General features: G+C 45.2%; 15 protein-coding genes. 2 read left to right on the forward strand and 13 right to left on the reverse strand.

Annotated elements, in window-relative coordinates:
• The first annotated feature begins 43 nt into the window (after positions 1-43).
• Positions 44-1,729, forward strand: a complete 1,686-nt coding sequence (treC, locus tag ONE56_RS03220; RefSeq protein WP_041155383.1) for an alpha,alpha-phosphotrehalase — start codon at positions 44-46, stop codon at positions 1,727-1,729.
• Between the two features lie 95 nt (positions 1,730-1,824).
• On the opposite strand, the gene ONE56_RS03225 is transcribed toward treC, so the two are convergent.
• A complete protein-coding gene (locus ONE56_RS03225; protein ID WP_041155384.1) occupies positions 1,825-2,427 on the reverse strand; it encodes a YitT family protein in 603 nt (200 codons plus the stop codon).
• 346 nt (positions 2,428-2,773) lie between these two features.
• On the opposite strand from ONE56_RS03225, the gene glyA reads away from it, so the two are divergent.
• A complete protein-coding gene (gene glyA / locus ONE56_RS03230) occupies positions 2,774-4,024 on the forward strand; it encodes a serine hydroxymethyltransferase (RefSeq protein ID WP_041155385.1) in 1,251 nt (416 codons plus the stop codon).
• 270 nt (positions 4,025-4,294) lie between these two features.
• On the opposite strand, the gene lipA is transcribed toward glyA, so the two are convergent.
• The 12 genes from lipA to leuS form a co-directional block, all read right to left on the reverse strand.
• Positions 4,295-5,260: a lipoyl synthase gene (lipA, locus tag ONE56_RS03235; RefSeq protein WP_041155386.1), complete on the reverse strand. Its 966-nt coding sequence runs from the start codon at positions 5,258-5,260 to the stop codon at positions 4,295-4,297.
• On the reverse strand, positions 5,257-5,919 hold the full coding sequence (lipB, locus tag ONE56_RS03240) for a lipoyl(octanoyl) transferase LipB (RefSeq protein WP_423840223.1): 663 nt from the start codon (positions 5,917-5,919) through the stop codon (positions 5,257-5,259). Before lipB ends, lipA begins: the two co-directional genes overlap by 4 nt.
• A gap of 176 nt (positions 5,920-6,095) precedes the next feature.
• On the reverse strand, positions 6,096-6,374 hold the full coding sequence (gene ybeD / locus ONE56_RS03245) for a DUF493 family protein YbeD (RefSeq protein ID WP_038865384.1): 279 nt from the start codon (positions 6,372-6,374) through the stop codon (positions 6,096-6,098).
• Positions 6,375-6,513: 139 nt separating this feature from the next.
• Positions 6,514-7,692, reverse strand: coding sequence for a serine hydrolase (locus ONE56_RS03250; protein WP_331437881.1), 1,179 nt, complete (start codon positions 7,690-7,692; stop codon positions 6,514-6,516).
• A gap of 92 nt (positions 7,693-7,784) precedes the next feature.
• Positions 7,785-8,609, reverse strand: coding sequence for a septal ring lytic transglycosylase RlpA family protein (locus ONE56_RS03255; protein WP_423840224.1), 825 nt, complete (start codon positions 8,607-8,609; stop codon positions 7,785-7,787).
• 2 nt (positions 8,610-8,611) lie between these two features.
• The gene (gene rodA / locus ONE56_RS03260) at positions 8,612-9,733 is read right to left on the reverse strand and encodes a rod shape-determining protein RodA (protein ID WP_331437882.1); all 1,122 of its coding nucleotides are present in this window, start codon (positions 9,731-9,733) and stop codon (positions 8,612-8,614) included.
• Entirely contained in the window at positions 9,733-11,646 is a 1,914-nt protein-coding gene (gene mrdA, locus ONE56_RS03265) for a penicillin-binding protein 2 (protein ID WP_415679324.1), read from the reverse strand. Before mrdA ends, rodA begins: the two co-directional genes overlap by 1 nt.
• A 49-nt stretch (positions 11,647-11,695) precedes the next feature.
• Positions 11,696-12,166: a 23S rRNA (pseudouridine(1915)-N(3))-methyltransferase RlmH gene (gene rlmH / locus ONE56_RS03270; protein WP_041155389.1), complete on the reverse strand. Its 471-nt coding sequence runs from the start codon at positions 12,164-12,166 to the stop codon at positions 11,696-11,698.
• A gap of 4 nt (positions 12,167-12,170) precedes the next feature.
• Complete coding sequence (gene rsfS / locus ONE56_RS03275; RefSeq protein WP_423840225.1) at positions 12,171-12,488, reverse strand: ribosome silencing factor; 318 nt, start codon at positions 12,486-12,488, stop codon at positions 12,171-12,173.
• A gap of 89 nt (positions 12,489-12,577) precedes the next feature.
• A complete protein-coding gene (gene holA, locus ONE56_RS03280; protein WP_423840226.1) occupies positions 12,578-13,597 on the reverse strand; it encodes a DNA polymerase III subunit delta in 1,020 nt (339 codons plus the stop codon).
• Between the two features lie 5 nt (positions 13,598-13,602).
• Positions 13,603-14,145 carry an LPS assembly lipoprotein LptE gene (gene lptE, locus ONE56_RS03285; protein ID WP_041155392.1) on the reverse strand — a complete coding sequence of 181 codons (543 nt, stop codon included), beginning with the start codon at positions 14,143-14,145 and terminating at the stop codon, positions 13,603-13,605.
• 164 nt (positions 14,146-14,309) lie between these two features.
• Positions 14,310-16,883 carry a leucine--tRNA ligase gene (gene leuS, locus ONE56_RS03290; RefSeq protein ID WP_041155393.1) on the reverse strand — a complete coding sequence of 858 codons (2,574 nt, stop codon included), beginning with the start codon at positions 16,881-16,883 and terminating at the stop codon, positions 14,310-14,312.
• Positions 16,884-16,979 lie beyond the last annotated feature (96 nt).

Here is a 16,979-nt window from a genome sequence, read left to right on the forward strand (position 1 = left end):
GTTTTTTCTTTTTAAAATTTTAATTGGTAAGTGAGTGTTAGACATGGCTATGACCAAGCAAGATGGAAGCTGGTGGAAAACCGCAACCATCTACCAAATTTACCCAAAAAGCTTTTGTGACAGCGGCAGTAAAGGCACGGGCGACATTAAAGGGATCATTTCTAAGCTGGATTATCTAAAGCATTTGGGAGTGGATGCGATTTGGCTAACTCCGGTGTATCAATCTCCGATGGTTGATAACGGTTACGATATTTCCGATTACTACGCGATCAATCCAGAATTCGGCACTATGGATGATTTTGATACCTTGCTGGCAGAAGCGCATCTGCTAGGCATTCGTATCATCATGGACATCGTTGTCAACCACACGTCAACTGAGCATCACTGGTTCCAATCTGCACTGGGCGACAAAAACAGTCCATATCGCGATTATTACATCTGGAAAGATCCGGTCAATGGCGCGGAACCTAATAATTGGCAATCGAAGTTTGGTGGCAGTGCGTGGGAGCTGGATCAAATGACAGGCCAGTACTATTTACACCTTTTTGCTCAAGAACAAGCGGATTTGAACTGGGAAAACCCAGCAGTGCGCGAGGAAGTTAAAGATGTGATCAGATTTTGGGCTGAGAAGGGCGTCGATGGTTTCCGCCTAGACGTTATCAATCTGATTTCAAAGCAGCAAGATTTCCCTAATGATCACCGTGGTGATGGCCGTCGTTTCTATACTGACGGTCCTCGTGTACACGAATACCTGCAAGAAATTAGTGACGCGGTGTTTCAAAAGTATGGCAGCGTAACGGTGGGTGAAATGTCTTCCACCACGCTTGAGCACTGCCAGCAATACTCTTCATTAGACGGAAAAGAGCTGTCTATGGTGTTCAACTTCCATCACCTGAAAGTGGATTATCCAAATGGTGATAAATGGACGAAAGCACCGTTTGATTTCATTCAGTTAAAGCAAATCTTTAATCATTGGCAAACCGGATTGAATGGTAAAGGATGGGGGGCGTTGTTCTGGTGTAATCATGACCAGCCACGCGTCGTTAGTCGACTGGGCGATGATCAACAATACCGTGTGGAGTCTGCGAAGATGTTGGCAGCATCGGTACATATGATGCAAGGTACACCGTACATCTATCAAGGTGAAGAGATTGGTATGACTAACCCGGGTTACACCGACCTTTGTCAATACCGCGATGTTGAAAGTACGAACATGTACGACATCATGGTCAACCGAGATGGTGTCGCGCACGAGGACATGATGGCGATTTTGGCGCAAAAGTCACGCGATAACTCGCGTACGCCAATGCAATGGAACAGCCAAAAAAACGCAGGGTTTACAGAAGGTAAACCCTGGCTTGAAATCGCACAAAACTACTCCGATATCAACGCTGACGCGGCGGTTGCCGAATTGAATTCGGTGTTTTACTTCTACAAACGTTTGATAGAACTGCGCAAACAAGTGCCTGTCATTACTGATGGTCGTTATGAAGATTTACTCCCAGAGCATCAGCGCATTTTTGCTTACGCTCGCCAAAACGACCAACAAACGCTGCTGTGTATTAATAACTATTACGGTGAAGAGGTGGAATGCGTACTGCCAGACCGTTTTGATATGAATAAAGCGAAAAACTTGCTATCTAACTATCAAAACTCAGCGAGCGCGGTTGCGTCAAATCATCAAGTGTTACGACCTTACGAAACTCGTATTTTATTGATAGAAGAATAAACTCGGGCGCCAACAGCCCCCAGGATTGATGTTCGAGATGAAGGCTTTGGTGTGCTCCCCAAAGCCTTTTTAATTTATGTGTGAAGGAGTGTTATTTATGAACCGTAGGTTACAGAATAGCGGTGTGGTTTGTGGTTCATCGCTAACACAAGGTTAAGAGCGAATGCCCCTAAAGCAGACAGAGCAATAATCCACGGCGAAACAAAGAACATGGAACCTAATACAATGCACACATCTATCGCCATCTGGCTTTTACCTACAGATATCCCAAATTTGTCTTGAATAAATAAACACAGGACATTAAAGCCACCGAGGCTGGAGCGGTGTCTGAATAAGATCAGCATCCCGAGTCCCATTAAAATCCCCCCTGCCACGGCACAATAGACGTCGTTGACCGACTCAAGCGAAATCAGTAAATAAAGATGATCGGCAAAAACTGAAACCAAAGCACCAGAAATCACACTATTTATTGCAAAACGGCGCCCGAAGCGTTTCCATGCTAATAGGTAAAAAGGGCAATTAGTCAAAAAGTACAGCATACCGAAGGTAAAAGGTGTAAATTGGCTGATAAGCAAAGCCAAACCTGTTGTGCCTCCAGTAAGGAGGTTTGCAGATTGGAGAAAGAAAACACCCTGGGCTACCAAAAAAGTGCCCGTGAGGATCGCTATCCAGTCTTCTTTTCTTGAGTGTTTTTCCATCAAAGTAATAGTCATAGGTGAGAATTTAGGGTCGCATAATAGTAAAAAGATGATCTTTTCGGTAGCTAGAGGGTAAAATTTACGGTAAACCTATGTAATTGCTGTTTTACAGGGTGTAAAGCACAAAATTGACAGGTAACAATTGTCGTTAAACGATTGCAATACAACGATGATAATTATTGCTTGTCATCATGAAAAAACTGCATGAGAAAAATTGTAAATTTCTCTTTATGACCTAGATCAAATTATGTAGAATGCGCGCCAATAGGGTGACGAAAACGTTTGCGTAGGGTCATTCAACAGTTTTTTTGCAACTTTCAGTACTAATCTGAGTCAGGAGATACAGATGCTTAAGCGTGATATGAACATCGCAGATTACGATGCGGAACTGTTCGCAGCTATCCAGGAAGAAACTCTTCGCCAGGAAGAACACATTGAACTTATCGCTTCTGAAAACTACACAAGCCCACGTGTAATGGAAGCGCAAGGTTCTCAGCTAACGAACAAATACGCTGAAGGCTACCCAGGCAAGCGTTATTACGGCGGTTGTGAATATGTAGATAAAGCGGAACAACTCGCGATCGATCGCGCATGTGAACTATTTGGTTGTGAATATGCGAACGTACAGCCTCACTCTGGTTCTCAAGCAAACAGTGCGGTTTACATGGCGCTGCTTAACCCAGGCGACACAGTACTTGGCATGAGCTTAGCTCACGGTGGTCACTTGACTCACGGTTCACCAGTAAACTTCTCTGGTAAGCACTACAACGTTATTCCTTACGGTATCGACGAAGCAGGCCAAATCAACTACGACGAGATGGAAGCTCTTGCGCTTGAACACAAACCTAAGATGATCATCGGCGGCTTCTCTGCTTACTCTCAAATTGTTGACTGGAAACGTATGCGTGAAATTGCAGACAAAGTTGACGCGTACCTCTTTGTTGATATGGCTCACGTAGCGGGTCTTATTGCTGCGGGCGAATACCCAACTCCTGTACCACATGCTCACGTTGTTACTACTACGACACACAAAACATTAGCAGGCCCACGTGGTGGTCTTATCCTGTCTAACGCTGGCGAAGACATGTACAAGAAGCTGAACTCAGCTGTCTTCCCGGGTGGTCAAGGTGGCCCTCTAATGCATGTGATTGCTGGTAAAGCGGTCGCGTTCAAAGAAGCAATGGAGCCTGAGTTTAAAGCATACCAAGCTCGCGTTGTTCAAAACGCTAAAGCGATGGTTGCTCAGTTCCAAGAGCGTGGATACAAGATCGTTTCTAACGGTACAGAAAACCACCTGTTCCTTGTTGACTTAATCGACAAGAACATCACGGGCAAAGAAGCGGATGCCGCACTAGGTGCAGCGAACATCACTGTAAACAAAAACTCTGTACCCAATGATCCACGTAGCCCATTTGTTACGTCAGGTATCCGTGTTGGTACACCAGCGATCACTCGTCGCGGCTTCACTCAAGAAGACGCAAAAGAGTTGGCTAACTGGATGTGTGATGTGTTAGATAACATTGAAAACCAAGACGTTATTGAAGCGACAAAACAGAAAGTGCTAGATATCTGTAAGCGTCTACCGGTTTACGCCTAACTTTACTTTATAAACAATAGCTTCTTCATAGAGTGAGCCGATTTCGGTGTCGAACATACTCATTTGCTCGCGCAAACTATGTGTGTTCTCCTAGAACTCGATTCATCTATTTTGAGAATTAAATATCAAGGTCCTCAATTGAGGGCCTTTTTGTTTTTCTGGCTTTCTAGAATTAAATATGACCACTTTCTCACTTGGCTTGGTGTTAGTTACCAGATACAAAAAAGGTTGGCGAAGTGCCAACCTTTTTTGTTATTGAGAACTCATTGATTACTTGATCTCGATACCTTGTGCTTGCATGTCGGCGTGGTATGAAGAGCGAACAAACGGTCCGCATGCTGCGTGTGTAAATCCAAGTTCTAGTGCGATCTCTTTGAGCTCGTCAAACTCTGATGGCGGAACATAACGCTCTACTGGTAAGTGGTGACGGCTTGGTGCAAGGTATTGACCAAGAGTCAGCATGGTGACACCGTGTTCGCGCAGATCTTTCAGTACTTCTACGATCTCTTCTTTTGTCTCACCGAGGCCCATCATCAGACCCGACTTGGTCGGAACATCAGGATGTTGCTCTTTGAATTTCTTCAATAACTGTAGCGACCACTTATAGTTCGCACCTGGACGAGCTTTACGATAAAGGCGCGGTGCTGTTTCCAAGTTATGGTTAAATACATCGGGTGGATTGTCTTTCATTAAATCCAGTGCAACGTCCATACGACCACGGAAATCAGGAACAAGCGTCTCAATCTTAATTTCTGGGTTCTGTTCACGAATTTCGCGGTTACAGTCGGCAAAGTGTTGTGCACCACCATCACGCAGATCGTCACGATCGACCGATGTGATCACCACGTACTTCAGTTTCATATCGGCGATGGTTTTTGCTAGTTTTTTGGGTTCTTCTGCTTCAGGTGGAAGAGGTCGACCATGAGCAACGTCGCAGAAAGGACAACGACGAGTACAGATTGCGCCTAAGATCATAAAGGTCGCAGTGCCGTGGTTAAAACATTCCGCAAGGTTAGGGCAAGAGGCTTCTTCACACACCGAGTGAAGTTTGTTCTTACGCATTGCTGCTTTAATATCTTGAATTCGTTGGCTATCGGCTGGTAGCTTGATCTTCATCCAATCAGGCTTACGCAGCACTTCTTTCTGCTCTGTAGGCATGTTCTTTACTGGAATCAATGCCATTTTGTCGGCGTCACGATATTTAACGCCTTTTTCCATCTGGATTGGTTTGCTCATGCTTTATTACCTTGAGAAGGTGCTTCTGTGCTGAATTTTACTTGCTCATAATCAAGCAAAGTAACGAGTTCTTCTATTAATTGTTTTTCGACTGCTTCGATGTTCTCTGGTCCGCCAAGTTGGCTTACTTGAACCATCTCCATCCCAGCGTAGCCACATGGGTTGATTCGCAGGAACGGTGTTAAGTCCATGTTTACATTCAGAGCAAGCCCATGAAACGAGCATCCTTTGCGAATACGTAGACCTAGAGAGCATATTTTTTTGCCATCGACATACACACCTGGAGCGTCAGGTCGGGCGGCAGAGTCGATATTGTATGCTTTTAATGTGTTGATCACGAGGTTCTCTATATGGGTAACGAGATCTCGAACTCCTAATTTCTTGCGACGCAGGTTTATCAGGAAGTAGACGACAAGTTGACCAGGGCCGTGGTACGTCACTTGACCACCGCGATCGCTTTGCACGACAGGAATGTCACCAGTATTAATCAAGTGTTCGGTTTTGCCTGCCTGACCTTGGGTAAAGACTGGGTTATGTTCAACTAACCAAACCTCATCGAGTGTTTCCTCGGTGCGTTGATCGGTGAACTCATGCATTGCCTTCCATACAGGTTCATACTCCTGACGGCCAAGTCGTTTGACAACAAGCTGGTGTGGCATGGGGGTTCCTGTCGCTATTATATAAAGTATTTGGATTATAAACTGGATAATCTCTCTACTCTACCGTTGAGTAACAGTTTTTTAACTCAACGATGATTGGTAATCTATTATCTTATTGATATATAAAAAGAAAGCAGCCAGAGCTGCTTTCAAAAAAAATTTAATTTATAAAATAATTATAGAACCATGCGAACAATGTCGATTTCACCCAGCTCTTTATATAGGGTTTCTACTTGCTCGATAGAAGTCGCAGTAATGTTGATTGATACCGAGTGGTAATTGCCTTTAGCACTTGGTTTTACCGCTGGGCTGTAATCCCCTGGAGCATGGCGTTGAATCACTTCAAGAACAAGTTCTGGAAGTTCAGGTTTTGCATGACCCATGACTTTGTAAGTAAAAGAGCAAGGGAACTCAAGCAGGTCTTTTAATTTTGCATCAGAGTTGATGGTTAGCATGTCGGTCACTCCAGTTGGTATTGGTTGCGGTGCGAAATAGTACAGTCAAATTAAGGTGAACTCAAGGTGAGGATCGCATACTTAAAAAGCCGCCATCGTTGGCGGCTTTAAGAATCGGTTTGTTAATCTTTAGCTTGCTTTAGAAGAAGCTCTTGAATAACAACACAATGTAGTCCCACATGCGGCTAAACAGGCTACCTTGCTCAACCGTTTCTAGCGCCATAAGTGGATACTCTGCAATATCTTCACCATCAATTTGGTAGTATAGCTTACCAACTACATCGCCTTTGTTGATCGGTGCTTCTAGTTCTTTTTCAAGAACAAAACTTGCTTTTAGGTTTTTCGCTTCACCGCGAGGCAGAGTTACGTACGTATCTTGGTCCAAACCAAGTGCGACCGTGCCTTTGTTGCCCATCCATACTTTTTCTTCTACGAACGTCTCACCCGCTTTGTGTGGTGCCACTGTTTCAAAAAAGCGGAAGCCGTAGCTCAATAGCTTTTTGCTTTCAGATTTACGTGCATTCGCATCTTTTGTGCCCATCACGACTGCCACCAAACGCATTTGACCTTCTGTCGCAGAGCTCACTAAGCTATAACCAGCGTTGCTCGTATGGCCTGTTTTGATGCCGTCAACGTTCATGCTTTTATCCCACAGTAGACCGTTACGGTTATACTGAGTGATGCCGTTGTAGCTGAATTTTTTCTGAGAGTAGATGCGATATTCGTTTGGTACATCGCGAATCAGTGCCTTACCCAGCAGCGCCATGTCATATGGTGTTGAGTAAAGGTTTGGATTATCTAAACCGTGCACGTTGGCGAAGTGTGAGTTGCTCATACCTAACGTATTTGCCCAGGCGTTCATTAGATCAACAAACGCGTCCTCTGAACCAGCTATGTGCTCTGCCATGGCAACGCATGCATCGTTACCTGACTGGATGATGATACCGCGGTTGAGATCTTTTACTTTAACGGTTGTGCCTACTTCAATGAACATCTTTGAAGATTCAGGGAAGTTTTTCGCCCACGCATTTTTGCTGATGGTGACGTCATCATCTTCTGAAATATTACCACGTGCCAGCTCTTGACCAATGACGTAGCTGGTCATCATTTTTGTCAAACTTGCAGGAGATAACTTAGTGTTCATCTCTTTTTCTGCTAAGACTTTACCGGAGTTGTAATCCATCAATACGTAGCCTTTCGCTGCGATTTGAGGCGAGTCCGGTACCACGATAGGTGAAGCGAGAACTGATTGAGCAAAAGTTGCAGAAAGCGCAACGGAAGAAACGAGAATAGATTTCACAAACTTAGTTTTATTCATGGTAATTCAAATTTTTGGGTTAACTGCGAACATCTTATCAGAATCCCTAGTTAGATAAGAGGGGGATTCACCTAGAAATTCATGATACTAGCTCATTGGGCAGTGTTAATGTTGTTGTGTTTTTTAATAAATGCAGACGAATAGCCGAGCAACTTTACTTTATCCAAGGTCGCTTGAGTCAGGGAATAGTCAGTAAACGGCCCCAAAAGCAAACGATAAGACTCTTTCGTATTTTCTAGAAAAGAATCTGTATCCAGCTTTTGACCAAGTTCTTGACCTAAAGTTCGCGCGCGCCCCTCATTTTTTGATGAGGAAACTTGGATAACGTATTTTGGGTGCGCTTCCAATGACTTTTTATCATTGGGTTTATTCACGCTAATTACTTCGATTTGAACGTTGGCAGTGCCCGTTTTAATCACATCTAACTTGTGTGCGGCGGCATAGCTGAGATCAATGATGCGACCGGTATGGAACGGTCCTCGGTCATTAACTCGAACGACGGTGCTTTTACCATTATCGGTATTTGTCACTTTGACATAACTCGGCAGCGGTAAGGTTTTATGCGCGGCTGTCATTGAGTACATGTCGTATATTTCACCATTCGAGGTCAGGTGTCCCTGAAATTTTTTGCCGTACCAAGACGCTCGACCTCGTTGAGTAAAACCTTTTGCGTTGCGAACGATTTTATAATCTTGGCCGCGCAGGTGATAATCTCTGTTACCACCTAAGCTGTAAGGTTCGTATCTTGGGTGAGCATCTTCGATATGCTCGACCGATATGGGGGAGTCTGGTGCAACATCTGACTCGAGTTCGTAACGACCTGTTTGCTTTTTTTCACTCGTTTTTTCGCTCGTTGATGAGCAACCTGCCAAGACTAGGGCAGTAAAAACTAAGGTATATAAAGCGCGTTTTTGCATGTTTAGGTTGCCTTAGAGAATGCTTTTCGGTGCGTGTGAATCGACATTAAAATACCAAAACCAGCCATCAGGGTCACCATAGAAGTACCACCATAGCTGATCAGTGCTAAAGGTACGCCGACGACGGGTAGGATGCCACTTACCATGCCGATATTTACAAAAATATAAACGAAGAAACTTAATACAATACTGCCTGCCATCATTCGTCCAAATGCGGTTTGAGCTTGGCTGGCGAGGTAAAGACCTCGACCAATGATAAATAGATAGATGGCAAGTAAGCACAGGAAGCCGATCATACCCCACTCTTCAGCAATGACTGCAAAGATAAAGTCAGTATGTCGTTCAGGCAGAAATTCTAACTGTGACTGCGTACCGTGCAACCAGCCTTTACCAAAGATGCCACCCGAGCCGATTGCGATTTTACTCTGAATGATATGGTAACCAGCTCCGAGTGGATCGGACTCTGGATTAAATAGTGTTCTAACCCGGACTTTCTGATATTCACGCATTAGGAAGAACCACAGAATCGGAATAAAACCGCCAACTGCTATGGCCGCAGCCGCAATGATTTTCCAACTAATACCTGCCAGGAAGATAACGAATATCCCTGATGCGGCGATAAGAATAGATGTACCTAAGTCGGGTTGTTTGGCGATTAAGATGGTCGGTACCATCACCATGGCAAATGCAATCACCAATGTTTTAAATGATGGAGGCAAGGCCTGACGACCAATGTAGCGAGCCACCATTAGTGGTACCGCCAACTTCAGTAATTCGGACGGTTGGAAGCGAACAAAACCCAGGTTCAGCCAGCGTTGTGCGCCCTTTGAGGCTTCACCAAAAAACAATACGCCGAACAGCAACACGACGCCGCCTATAAACATAAGAGGTGCTAGGTTTTCGTAAGTCCTTGGAGATAACTGAGCGAGAACAATCATTACCACAAGAGACAGCACCATACGCATGATTTGTCTATCCATCATGGCGAGGTTTTGTCCACTTGCGCTATAAATGATCACCAGACCGAAAGCCATCAAAGCTAACAAGCCAAGTAGCAACGGCAAATCAATATGAAGGCGCTCGAATTGGGAGCGATTTTTACCTGTAGAGGGATCCATCTTCATTAGTGTGTTGCCTCTGATTTTTCTTCTTCTGGTTTTGTCGCCTCAGGACCAAGTATGACCCGGTCGAAAATTTTTCTCGCGACTGGTCCGCCGTGACTTGAACCACCACCAGCATTTTCCAGCACGACGGTGACGACAACTTCTGGGTTTTCAAAGGGAGCGAAGCCGGTAAACAACGCGTGGTCGCGCAGATGCTCTGCGACTTCATCGGCATTATATTCTTCGTTCTCTGCCAAACCGAAAACTTGGGCCGTACCTGATTTTCCGGCGGTTTGATAACTCATGTCATAAAATGAACGACGAGCTGTGCCTCGAGTCCCATGGTTGACTCGACGCATGCCTTCTTTGGCTAAGTCCCAGTATTTCTTTGGTACCCCTTTGATTGGCGGATAAGTCACGTACTCTTCCGTCCTTTGCTCATCAAAGTCACCGCTATTTTCAATCGTCGATTTTAATAAGTGAGGGGCCACGACTTTTCCGTCATTAACTAATACTGACGTCGCTTTTGCTATTTGCATCGGGGTAGCGGTCCAATAACCTTGCCCAATACCAACGGGAATCGTATCACCTTTGTACCAAGGAGTGCGGTGGCGTGACATTTTCCATTCTCGAGTTGGCATATTTGCCTTACTTTCTTCAAAAATATCAATGCCGGTATAGTCGCCAAAACCGAATTTCATCATCCAAGTAGAAAGCCGATCAATGCCCATGTCGTAAGCCACTTGGTAGTAAAAAGTATCGACCGACTCTTCAATCGACTTAACCACATCAACGCGTCCATGTCCCCAGCGCAACCAGTCACGAAATGGACGCGTATTGGAGTTCGGGATTCGCCAATAACCTGGGTCATTTCGCGTTGTGTTAGGAGTAATGACGCCTTCCTGTAACGCGGAAACGGCTATCATAGGTTTGACCGTAGAGGCCGGTGGATAAATACCTAATGTAATTCGATTGACAAGAGGACGGTCTTTATTATTCAGCAGAGCCCGGTACGCTTTGCCGGAAATACCATGGACGAAAGCGTTGGGATCATAGCTTGGGCTTGAGACCATCGCCAAAATGCCATTATCTCTTGGGTCCATAACAACAGCACTGCCGCGACGTCCGTCGAGCAACTGATGCACATACATTTGCAAGTTGATATCGAGATTTAAGACGATATCTTCACCTGGGGTAGGTGGAACGTACTTGAGCGTACGAATAACGCGCCCACGACTGTTAACTTCTACCTCTTGATAACCTGCCGTACCATGGAGTAAGTCTTCGTAGTATTTTTCGATACCTAACTTACCAATATCACGAGTTGCTTGATAGTTAGCTGCTTTTTCTTCTCGAATCAAACGTTGCATATCGCGATCATTAATGCGCGACACATAGCCGATAACGTGCGTTAAAACTTCACTAAATGGATAGTAACGTTTTAGTGTTGCGCTGATTTCAACACCTGGGAAACGGTATTGATTCACCGAAAATACGGCGACTTGTTTTTCATCTAATTGAGTGAGAAGGGGGACAGACTTAAAGCGACGAGTGCGTTTTCGCTCACGCTGGAAGCGTTCGATTTCTTCCGGTGTGATCTCTAAAATCGTTTGTAGCTCTTCGATGGTTTTATCGATGTTTTTAACCTTTTCTGGTGTGATCTCTAAGTTAAAAACAGGTCTGTTTTCAGCAAGTAAGACACCATTGCGATCATAGATAAGACCACGGTTAGGGGCGATTGGAACGATTTTTATCCGGTTGTCATTGGAACGAGTTTGATAGTCTTGATACTGGTTGACCTGAATATTGTACATATTGGCAACCAGCACTCCCATCAAAATGACGATGCCGATAAATGCAACGATAGCGCGATTGGCAAACAAACGCGCTTCGGCTTGATAATCTCGGATTTGACTACGGCGCTTACGAATCATTAACGCTTGGCTCTAAAGTTAAACAATGATCATGAAAATGAATCAACGATTATTCGCGGTGGTAAGGGTGGTTAGCGGTAATGCTCCACGCTCGGTATAAGCTTTCTGCCATCACGATACGAACTAGGGGATGTGGCAACGTCAATGCTGATAATGACCAGCTTTGATCAGCCGCGGCTTTACAGGCTGGTGCTAATCCTTCAGGGCCGCCAATTAAAATGGACACATCACGAGCGTCCAACTTCCAGGCTTCTAATTGCTCGGCCAGTTGCGGTGTATCCCACTTTTTTCCTGGGATATCCAAGGTGACGATGCGGTTACCTTTTGGTACCGCTGCCAACATGGCTTCCCCTTCTTTTTGTAAAATACGGGTAATATCAGCGTTTTTACCCCGTTTACCTGCGGGGATTTCTACCAATTCTAACGGCATATCATGTGGGAAACGACGTCGATACTCTTGAAAGCCTTCTTCGACCCATTTCGGCATTTTTGTCCCAACGGCAATGAGTTGAATTTTCAAACGACTAACCCCAGAGTTTTTCTAGCTGGTATAAAGCGCGGTGTTCTTCCTGCATTACGTGCAACATAGCATCACCCATGTCCAGCACGACCCATTCACCTTCGTTCTCACCTTCCATGCCTAATGGAGCAAGCCCAGCCTTTTTTACTTCTGATGCGACGTGATCTGCGATAGAAGATACATGGCGTTTAGACGTGCCCGTACAGATAATCATGTAGTCTGTCACGCTCGATTTGTCTTCTACATTCAGGATGATGATATCTTCCGCTTTCATATCGTCGGCTTTATCAGCCAAAAAGTCTTTCAATTGTTCGCGAAGCACTCAGTTTTCCTCGGTTTATCTCTTGTCTCGGTTTGTTTTGCACGTATCTAGGGCAAAACAAGGTCGCGCACTATATCACGCTTTGATTTTTAAATTGCCAGCTTAATATCAGGAGAGCAGGTTTCTAGGCTCAATTGATGAATAGTTGGCCAAACGGATTGGTCATATTGGGTTTTCGCTTTTATCTCTGCTTGCGCGAGCACTGAGATAAGTGCGTGTATACGTTGAGCCGTTAGTCTGTTCAGTGCTGCATTGTATAGTGGCCGCTTGTTTTGCCACACCCGATATTTTTCAAAAACTTGATTCATTCCCATCTGAGTTAAGTCTCTGTGCATACTTAACAACTGATGGAACTCTTTTTGAATACTACGAATAAGTATGACAGATTCAATGCCTTCTGCTTCTAACTGCCTCAATATACGTTGAGCTCGATTGGCTTTACCGGCAAGTACAGCATCTATCCAGTGAAACGTGGTAAAGTGATTGTTGCGACTTAAGGCTTTTTCGAGGCGCACTATCGTCAACTCTCCATCAGGGTAGAGTAGTGCCAGTTTCTCTAGGCTCTGAGAGAGAGCGAATAAATTCCCTTCATGCCATTGTGCGAGCATTTGTAGTGATTGCTGATCGGGCTTGAGTGCTAGCTTTCGGCAGCGTGCTTGGATGAACATCGGCAAGCGTTGCAAGTCTGGTGTCAGGCAACTGACCCAATCTCCTTTTGTACTCAGAGACTTAAACCATTTCGCATTCTCTTGTGCTTTCGTAAGCTTACTACCCACGATGACCAACATGATGTCGTCATGCAGTATGTCACAAAGCGATTGTAGCTCTTTACTAACCGTCGCCGTCATCCCACTTTCTGGGACCTCTAACTCAATGATCTGGCGGCTAGAAAATAAGCTTAATGCCTGAAAGCAATCGTAGACTTGATTCCAGTCCAAGTTGGGATCTATGGAAAATCGATGTGTTTCTTCGAAGCCATGCTGTTGCGCTGCTTTCTGGATCGCCTGACGACTCTCCTGAATCAATAGCGGCTCGTTACCAAAGATTAGGTAAACTTGCTTTATTTGTTTGGCTAGGTGATCAGCCAGTTTATCCGCATAAATTCGCATGATGACTAAGAGTTTGTGTTCGTCGCAGGTTCTTGGACGTGACCGGCTTCGTACTCTGCTCGGATACGACCTAGCTGACGCATCATTTGTTTAGCGGCCTGCTGGCGCATCTCATCTTCTATCACATCACGCTCAACAGATTTTGCCAATGCGGTTAGCGGGTTATCAAGGTAATTTCGGTTTACGGTTGTGGTAAAGCTCTTCGAGCCGTATCCAGGAATAGTGACACGGTAGTTCACCACGTACGTCAACTCTTTTTCTGCTGCACGGCTATTTTGGTACAGTGACAATGTGCGTTCGTCTAGGCTTGCTCTGAGCAAGTGTAAGTTAGGTATACTTGATGATGGTGAAACAAGCTCTACTTTGTTGAGTGTCAGTTCAGAGCGCACATAACGGGTTAGCGGGCTGTATTCATCATAACTAGAAAAGGACATGGTGTGCAGTTCTTCCGGAACGGAATATTCGCCACGAAGGTGGAAGCCGCAGGCAGAAAGAAGCCCCGTTAATACCAATACTACTGGCAGTTGAATGGCAGAGAAAAAACGCATTGATTGTATTCATCCTAAATTGAAAGAGGGATTTACCTCAAACCACTTTAAACAAATAGTTTGAGGTAAATAAACAGGGTGATTATTCACCCTGTTTATGACTCATTATTAACGAAATAGTTCGCTAATTATTGAGAGACGAAAAGTTGCAGATTTTGCAATGATCAGTTCGCAACAATATTGAGAAGTTTACCCGGAACGTAAATGACTTTACGGATGGTCTTACCTTCGGTGAATTTAGTCACGTTCTCGTCGTTCAGACCAAGTTCTTCAACTTGTTCTTTGCTTGCGTCAGCAGCAACGGTCAGTTTCGCACGTAGTTTGCCGTTTACTTGAACAACAATGGTCTTCTCGTCTTCAACCAGCGCACTTTCGTCGTAAGTTGGCCATCCAGCGTTATCAATGTCCGATTGACCTAGTGCTGTCCACAATTCGTACGAAATGTGTGGAGTGATAGGGTAAAGCATTGCGACGACTGCTTTCAGTGCTTCATCCAGAATTGCACGGTCTTGAACCGACTCTTGAGGTGCTTTTGCAAGCTTGTTCATGAGCTCCATGATTGCAGCGATAGCGGTATTGAACGTTTGGCGACGAGCGATATCGTCCGTCACTTTCGCAATGGTCTTGTGAACATCACGACGAAGCGCTTTTTGGTCGCTAGAAAGTGCAGCTGCATCCACAGCGTCTGATGCGCCTTTCTCAGTGTGTTCTTTTACCAGTTTCCATACACGTTTCAGGAAGCGGTTCGCACCTTCTACACCAGACTCTTGCCATTCTAGTGTCATGTCTGCTGGAGAAGCGAACATCATGAATAGGCGTACAGTGTCGGCACCGTATTTGTCGACCATCTCTTGCGGGTCAATACCGTTGTTCTTCGACTTAGACATTTTGATCATGCCTGAGTGCTCAACGTTACGACCTTGATTGTCTACAGCCGATTCGATGCGACCTTTACCGTCACGCTCAACTTTCACGTCAGTTGGAGCAACCCATTCTTTGGTGCCTTTCTCGTTAGTGTGGTAGAACGCATCCGCCAGCACCATGCCTTGACATAGGAGTTGTTTGAACGGTTCGTCAGACGTCACGTAGCCAGCATCACGCAGAAGTTTGTGGAAGAAGCGTGAGTACAATAGGTGCATACAAGCGTGCTCGATACCACCGATGTACTGGTCTACAGGCAGCCAGTAGTTTGCTTTTTCTGGATCTAGGATGTCGTCCGCTTGCGGTGAACAGTAGCGAGCGTAGTACCAAGAAGATTCCATGAACGTATCGAACGTATCTGTCTCTCGTAGCGCTGGCTCACCCTTAAAGGTGGTCTTAGCCCACTCTTTATCTGCTTTGATTGGGCTCGTTACGCCGTCCATGACCACATCTTCAGGAAGAATTACTGGCAGTTGGTCGGCAGGAACAGGATGAACTTCACCATCTTCGGTCGTGACCATAGGGATTGGTGCGCCCCAGTAACGTTGACGAGATACCCCCCAGTCACGAAGACGGAAGTTAACGGTCTTCTTGCCTTTACCTTCTGCTTCAAGCTTGGCGGCGATGGCATCAAATGCTGCTTGGAATTCTAGGCCGTCGAATTCACCAGAATCGAACAGTACCCCTTTTTCTGTGTATGCGACTTCTGAGATATCTAGCTCGCTGCCATCAACAGGCTTGATGACGGGTACGATATCTAGACCGTATTTGGTTGCGAATTCAAAATCGCGCTGGTCGTGAGCAGGGACTGCCATAACCGCACCTGTACCATAGTCCATCAGTACGAAGTTGGCGACGTACACTGGTACTTCACGGCCGTTCAATGGATGAATTGCAGTAAGGCCAGTCGCCATACCTTTCTTCTCCATTGTTGCTAGCTCAGCTTCCGCAACTTTGTTGTTCTTACATTCGTCGATAAATGCTGCAAGCTCAGGATTGGTCTCTGCTGCTAATGCTGCAAGAGGGTGACCTGCTGCGATACCTACGTAAGTCACACCCATTAGCGTGTCTGGACGTGTGGTGTAAACTTCCAGATCAGAATGGCCTTTCACTGTGAACTTAAGTTCAACGCCTTCTGAGCGACCAATCCAGTTACGCTGCATGGTTTTCACCATTTCAGGCCAGCCGTCTAGGTTGTCTAGGTCGTCAAGTAGTTCTTGTGCGTATTCGGTGATTTTGATGAACCACTGAGGGATCTCTTTTTGCTCTACCGGAGTGTCACAACGCCAGCAACAGCCGTCTTCTACCTGTTCATTCGCTAAAACCGTTTGGTCATTTGGACACCAGTTCACTGATGACGTCTTCTTGTAAACCAGGCCTTTTTCGTAAAGCTTAGTGAAGAATTCTTGTTCCCAACGGTAGTATTCAGGCGTACATGTGGCGAATTCGCGGTTCCAGTCGTAGCCAAAACCGAGCAACTTAAGTTGGTTTTTCATGTACTCAATGTTTTCGTAAGTCCATGGCGCAGGCGCTGTTTTGTTTTTTACAGCCGCGTTTTCTGCAGGTAGACCGAATGCATCCCAACCGATAGGCTGCATGACATTTTTACCTTGTAGGCGTTGGAAGCGAGAGACTACGTCACCAATGGTATAGTTACGGACGTGACCCATGTGCAGTCGACCACTTGGGTATGGAAACATAGATAAACAGTAGAATTTTTCTTTATTTGGGTCTTCACTTACAACAAAGGTTTTGTTGTCATCCCAGTGCTTTTGAACTTTTTGTTCAATCTCTTGTGGGTTGTATTGCTCTTGCATCGATGGTATCCGTTTATCTTGGAATTTGTGAGTTCGGTTAGAACAGACTTAAATAGATCATCATAGAATACCTAAAGCTAGGGTGCACAACAATAG

Origin of the sequence: Vibrio mytili, assembly GCF_049563345.1 — a bacterium.
GTDB lineage: Bacteria > Pseudomonadota > Gammaproteobacteria > Enterobacterales > Vibrionaceae > Vibrio > Vibrio mytili.

Coding starts and splice junctions, on each gene's coding strand:
- mrdA (WP_415679324.1), bottom strand. CDS start 11,646: ATGATTCGTAAGCGCCGTAGTCAAATCCGAGATTATCAAGCCGAAGCG.
- treC (WP_041155383.1), top strand. CDS start 44: ATGGCTATGACCAAGCAAGATGGAAGCTGGTGGAAAACCGCAACCATC.
- lipA (WP_041155386.1), bottom strand. CDS start 5,260: ATGAGCAAACCAATCCAGATGGAAAAAGGCGTTAAATATCGTGACGCC.
- leuS (WP_041155393.1), bottom strand. CDS start 16,883: ATGCAAGAGCAATACAACCCACAAGAGATTGAACAAAAAGTTCAAAAG.
- lptE (WP_041155392.1), bottom strand. CDS start 14,145: ATGCGTTTTTTCTCTGCCATTCAACTGCCAGTAGTATTGGTATTAACG.
- ybeD (WP_038865384.1), bottom strand. CDS start 6,374: ATGCTAACCATCAACTCTGATGCAAAATTAAAAGACCTGCTTGAGTTC.
- ONE56_RS03225 (WP_041155384.1), bottom strand. CDS start 2,427: ATGGAAAAACACTCAAGAAAAGAAGACTGGATAGCGATCCTCACGGGC.
- glyA (WP_041155385.1), top strand. CDS start 2,774: ATGCTTAAGCGTGATATGAACATCGCAGATTACGATGCGGAACTGTTC.
- rodA (WP_331437882.1), bottom strand. CDS start 9,733: ATGAAGATGGATCCCTCTACAGGTAAAAATCGCTCCCAATTCGAGCGC.
- lipB (WP_423840223.1), bottom strand. CDS start 5,919: ATGCCACACCAGCTTGTTGTCAAACGACTTGGCCGTCAGGAGTATGAA.
- ONE56_RS03255 (WP_423840224.1), bottom strand. CDS start 8,609: ATGCAAAAACGCGCTTTATATACCTTAGTTTTTACTGCCCTAGTCTTG.
- holA (WP_423840226.1), bottom strand. CDS start 13,597: ATGCGAATTTATGCGGATAAACTGGCTGATCACCTAGCCAAACAAATA.
- ONE56_RS03250 (WP_331437881.1), bottom strand. CDS start 7,692: ATGAATAAAACTAAGTTTGTGAAATCTATTCTCGTTTCTTCCGTTGCG.